Origin of the sequence: Mesorhizobium sp. M1A.F.Ca.IN.022.07.1.1 (genome assembly GCF_003997575.1) — a bacterium.
Lineage (GTDB): Bacteria > Pseudomonadota > Alphaproteobacteria > Rhizobiales > Rhizobiaceae > Mesorhizobium.
Window position 1 is genome coordinate 1 of record NZ_RZST01000409.1, and the last position, 4,667, is coordinate 4,667.

The following is a 4,667-nucleotide window of genomic DNA, read 5'->3' on the forward strand; positions in this document are numbered from 1 at the left end:
ATGTTGACCAGGAGCGCGCCGGTCGCCGTCAGCCAGAAACTCACCGAATTCAGCGTCGGAAAGGCGACGTCGCGGATGCCGAGCTGCAGCGGCACGACGAAGTTCATCAGCCCGATGACGAAGGGCATCGCGGCGAAGAAGATCATGATCGTGCCGTGGGCCGAAAAGACCTGGTCGTAATGCTCGGGCGGCAGGTAGCCTGGCCCGTGGATGGCGAGCACCTGCTGCGTGCGCATCATCACCGCATCGACGAAGCCGCGCAGCAGCATCAGCGCCGCCAGAACGATATACATGACGCCGATGCGCTTGTGGTCGACCGAAGTTATCCATTCGTCCCAGAGATAGGGCCAGTATCCTTTCACCGTGACCCAGATCAGCACCGCGGCGGCCGCCAGGAAGACGACAAGCGCGGCGCCCAGCGGGATGGGCTCATCGAGGGGAATGGCAGACCAGTCGAGCTTGCCGAGCATCGTCATCCTCCCGCTTTCGGCTGCGGCTGTTGGGCAGGCGCCGGCGTCCCGGCCTTGGGCTGGGCCTTGGGGCTTACCTGCGGCTCGCCGGCGGCGGTTTCGGCGGGACCCGGACCGGGCGGCAGCGTCTGGCGCACGATCGCGTCGAACAGGCCGTCCTGCACGACGCCGAACGAGGCCGGCGGCACGTTGATGCTCTGCCTGGCAAGCTCGCCATAGGCGCGGGCGTTGAGCACGCCGCCGGCGCCATGCAGCGAAGAGGCCCAGCGCGCAAACTCGTCGGGCGGGACCGCGCGCACGCGGAAATTCATGTCGGAGAAGCCATCGCCGCTGAAATGCGCCGACAGGCCGAGATAGTCGCCCTCGCGGTCGGCCTGCAGGTTGAGCTCGGTCTGCATGCCGTTCATGACATAGATCATGCTGCCGAGCTGCGGCACGAAGAAGGTGTTCATCACGCTGGCCGAGGTCAGCTTGAAACGTACGGGAACGCCGGCCGGGATGACCAGCTGGTTGACCGTTCCGACGCCCTGGTCGGGGTACAGGAACAGCCATTTCCAGTCGAGCGCCACCACCTGGATGTCGAGCGGCGGCTGGCTGGAGGCGATCGGCCGGCGCGGGTCGAGATGGTAGGATCCGTAATAGATCAGCCCGCCGAGGAAGAGGATGGTGAGCGTCGGGATCGACCAGACGATCAGCTCGATGCGGCCCGAATAGGTGAATTCCGGCTCGTAGCGCGCGTTGCGGTTGGAGGCACGGAACATCCAGGCAAACAAAAGCAGCGCCACCAGCGTCGGAATGACGATGACCAGCATGACCGCCAGCGAGTTGAGCAGGATCGTGCGGTTGCCCGCGCCGATCGGGCCCTGCGGGTCGAGCACCCCGCCCGCGCAGCCGGAGAGCGTTGCGATCAGGCCTATCCAGAGCGGCGAGCGGCCTCGCCTCGGTCTAGGGAAGGAAAGCACTGGAACGGATCATGCTTGGCGCGAACGGATCGGCGGGACGTCTTGACTGTGGGCGGCGCGTCGTCGGCGCCGCTGGGCCGCGGCACGGCCGGAAACAGACTTCGCGGCCAGTCCGGCTGGGCCGTGATCCTTCAAAAGCTCGCGCCTGCGAGGGTCGCGTTCTGCAGCAGCTTTCATCTGAAGTCTCCCCGTGTGCAGAGGCACTTCCGCCATATACCGTACGACTGCTGAACACGGCTGCCAACCCAAGCAGTTGCCGCCTGTTCCGCAAAGGCGGTGTTTTGCCCGATGGCTGGACGGGCCGCGGAAGACATAGGGCGCGGCTCCAGCCTGACCAGACGCCGTCTCGGCATGCTCGCGCTCGCCGATCGCCCGCCAGGATGGTGACAAGGCGCGCGGCGCGTGCATTGTACTGCGCAGGGAATTGCAGCCGCCTGCGGAGGAAGCCTTGTCCGAGATTGCAACCATCCTTTCCATCCTTGGCGTTTTCCTGCTGGGGGCGATGAGCCCGGGGCCGAGCTTCGTCGTCGTCTCGCGCATCGCGGTCGCCGGCGAGCGCAGTGACGGCCTAGCAGCGGCGATCGGCATGGGCATCGGCGGCTTCATCTTCGCCATCATCGCGGTCGCGGGCCTGACCGCGCTGCTCGTCCAGGTCGCCTGGCTGGACATTTTCCTGCGCGTCGCCGGCGGCGCCTATCTGCTGTGGATCGGCATAAAGATCTGGCGCGGCGCCAATCAGCCGATCGAGATCGCGAACGATGCCTCGGCGCGCGCCGGCTCGTTCTGGCGGGCGCTGCGTCGCGCGCTTCTGGTCCAGCTCGCCAATCCGAAGACGGCGATCTTCTACGCCTCGATGTTCGCGGCCATGCTGCCGGCCTCGCCGCCGCTCTGGATGCTCTTCGTCCTGCCGCCGCTGCTCTTCCTCAACGAATTCGTCTGGTACGCGGTCGTCGCCTTCGCCTTTTCCTCCAGCCGGCCGCGCGCGGCCTATCTCGGCACCAAGCACTGGATCGACCGCGCCGCCGGCGCCGTGGTCGGCGCGCTCGGGATCAAGCTGATGTGGGAAGGCATGGCCGCCGCGCGGCGGGGTTTTGCCGGGTGAGGTGAGGTCGAGGCCCGAGCGGGCAGGCAACATCTCTCGCCGAGATCGTGAAACCTTCTGATTTTTGAGCCGTTGTCGGCTGATGTCTGAAGCAAAGCTCAAGCCAAGATCGGCCGACGGCGCCCAGCCGCGCGGTGCCGGGAAGTCGCGCCCCGCAAAGACGGGCGCAGCGAAAGCATCCCCGGGCAAGACGCGGCCGGAAAAGTCGCCGCCGGAAAGCTTGCATCCGGAAAGACCCCGCGAAGAGAAGTCGCAACCGAAGCAATCGCCCGAGCACGAGGAGCCGGCCGAAGCGACGCCGGAGGCCGTCGGCGAACCGGCGCCGCCGCCGCCGGAATCCGTCGAGCCCGGTCCGAAGCTGACGCCCGAGGAGGCCGAGCAGGCGCGCAGGAAGTACCTGTTTAGGCGGTTCTGGATCAGCGGGCGCGGCTACTGGGGCCGGAATGGCGACAAGCTCGCATGGCCGTTTACGATTGGGCTGCTGGTGCTGATCTGCGTCAATGTCGGCTTCCAGTATGGCATCAATGTCTGGAACCGCGCGTTCTTCGACGCCATCGAGCAGCGCAATGTCCACACCGTCTATATGCTGAGCGCCGTCTTCGTGCCGCTGGTTGCCGGAAGCGCCAGCCTCGTCGTCGTTCAGGTCTATCTGCGCATGACGATCCAGCGCCGCTGGCGCTCCTGGCTCACCACATCTGTCATCGCGCGCTGGCTGGCCAGCGGCCGCTACTATCAGCTCAACCTCGTCGCCGGCGACCACTCGAACCCCGAAGCCCGTCTCACCGAAGATCTGCGCATCGCCACCGAGTCCCCCGTCGATTTCATCTCCGGCGTCCTCAACGCCTTTCTGGCGGCCTCGACCTTCATCGTCGTGCTGTGGACCATCGGCGGCGCGCTCACCTTGCCGCTCGGCCGCGAGAGCATCACCATCCCCGGCTTCCTCGTCGTCACCGCGGTCATCTACGCCGCCATCACCTCGACCTCGATGGTGGTCATCGGCCGCCATTTCGTGCAGCTTTCGGAGCGCAAGAACCAGGCGGAAGCCGAATTCCGCTATACGCTGACACGCGTGCGCGAAAACGGCGAGAGCATCGCGCTGCTCGGCGGAGAGGCGGAGGAGCGCAGCGGAATCGACAGGAATTTCGGCCATGTGCTGAGGCAATGGGCGCTGCTGACCGGACAGCACATGCGCACCGCGATTGTCTCGCAAGGGTCGATGCTGTTCGCGCCGGTGGTGCCGGTGCTGCTCTGCGCGCCGAAATTCCTCGAAGGCTCGATGTCGCTCGGCCAGGTCATGCAGGCGGCCTCCGCCTTTGCCATCGTGCAAGGCGCGTTCGGCTGGCTGGTCGACAATTATCCGCGCCTGGCCGATTGGAACGCCTCGGCGCGCCGCGTCGCTTCGCTGATGATGTCGCTCGACGGGCTGGAGCGCGCCGAAGAGAGCGAGTCCTTTGGGCGCATCCGGCGCGGCGAGACGCAAAACGGCGCCATGCTCAGCCTGGACGATCTCTCCGTCACCCTCAACGACGGCACCGGCGTGGTCAAGGAGACGAAGGTCGAGATCAACCCGGGCGAGCGGGTGCTGGTCGCCGGCGAATCCGGCACCGGCAAGTCGACGCTGGTGCGGGCTGTCGCGGGCCTGTGGCCCTGGGGCGGCGGCAGCGTCAATTTCCATGCCGGCAAGCGGCTGTTCATGTTGCCGCAACGCCCCTACATCCCGACCGGCACGCTGCGGCGCGCGGTCGCCTATCCGGCCGCCGCCGACAACTGGACGGTGGACGAGATCGACGCCGCCCTCGACAAGGTCGGCCTCGGCTACCTGCGGGACAGGATCGAGGAAGAGGCGCCGTGGGACCAGACGCTCTCCGGCGGCGAAAAGCAGCGCCTCGCCTTCGCGCGCCTGCTGCTGCACGAGCCAGACATCGTCGTGCTGGACGAGGCGACCTCGGCGCTGGACGAGAAGAGCCAGGACAAGATGATGCAGACGGTGGTCCAGGCATTGCCGAAGGTCACCGTCATCAGCGTCGCCCACCGCGCCGAGCTGGAAGCCTTCCACAGCCGCAAGATCACGCTGGAGCGGCGCGAGGGCGGCGCGAAGCTGGTTAGCGATGTGGAGCTGGCGCCGCGCAAGGG

At 66.7% G+C, this 4,667-nt stretch carries 4 protein-coding genes; 2 read left to right on the forward strand and 2 right to left on the reverse strand.

Features of this window, described 5'->3' with window-relative positions:
• Window positions 1-470 (reverse strand): cbb3-type cytochrome c oxidase subunit I (locus EOA75_RS29130; RefSeq protein ID WP_206517054.1); only part of this gene is annotated, 470 nt, incomplete at its 3' end.
• A 2-nt stretch (window positions 471-472) separates the two neighbouring features.
• Window positions 473-1,432 carry a ubiquinol oxidase subunit II gene (cyoA, locus tag EOA75_RS29135; RefSeq protein ID WP_082953921.1) on the reverse strand — a complete coding sequence of 320 codons (960 nt, stop codon included), beginning with the start codon at window positions 1,430-1,432 and terminating at the stop codon, window positions 473-475.
• 502 nt (window positions 1,433-1,934) lie between these two features.
• Here cyoA and EOA75_RS29140 point away from each other — a divergent pair.
• Together EOA75_RS29140 and EOA75_RS29145 are read left to right on the forward strand one after the other, a co-directional pair.
• Window positions 1,935-2,534, forward strand: a complete 600-nt coding sequence (locus EOA75_RS29140) for a LysE family transporter (protein ID WP_164747633.1) — start codon at window positions 1,935-1,937, stop codon at window positions 2,532-2,534.
• Window positions 2,535-2,616: 82 nt separating this feature from the next.
• Window positions 2,617-4,667 (forward strand): ABC transporter ATP-binding protein/permease (locus EOA75_RS29145; RefSeq protein ID WP_127325778.1); only part of this gene is annotated, 2,051 nt, incomplete at its 3' end.

Excerpts from the sequence above, each read along its gene's own strand:
- EOA75_RS29140 (WP_164747633.1), top strand. The coding sequence starts at position 1,935 with ATGAGCCCGGGGCCGAGCTTCGTCGTCGTCTCGCGCATCGCGGTCGCC.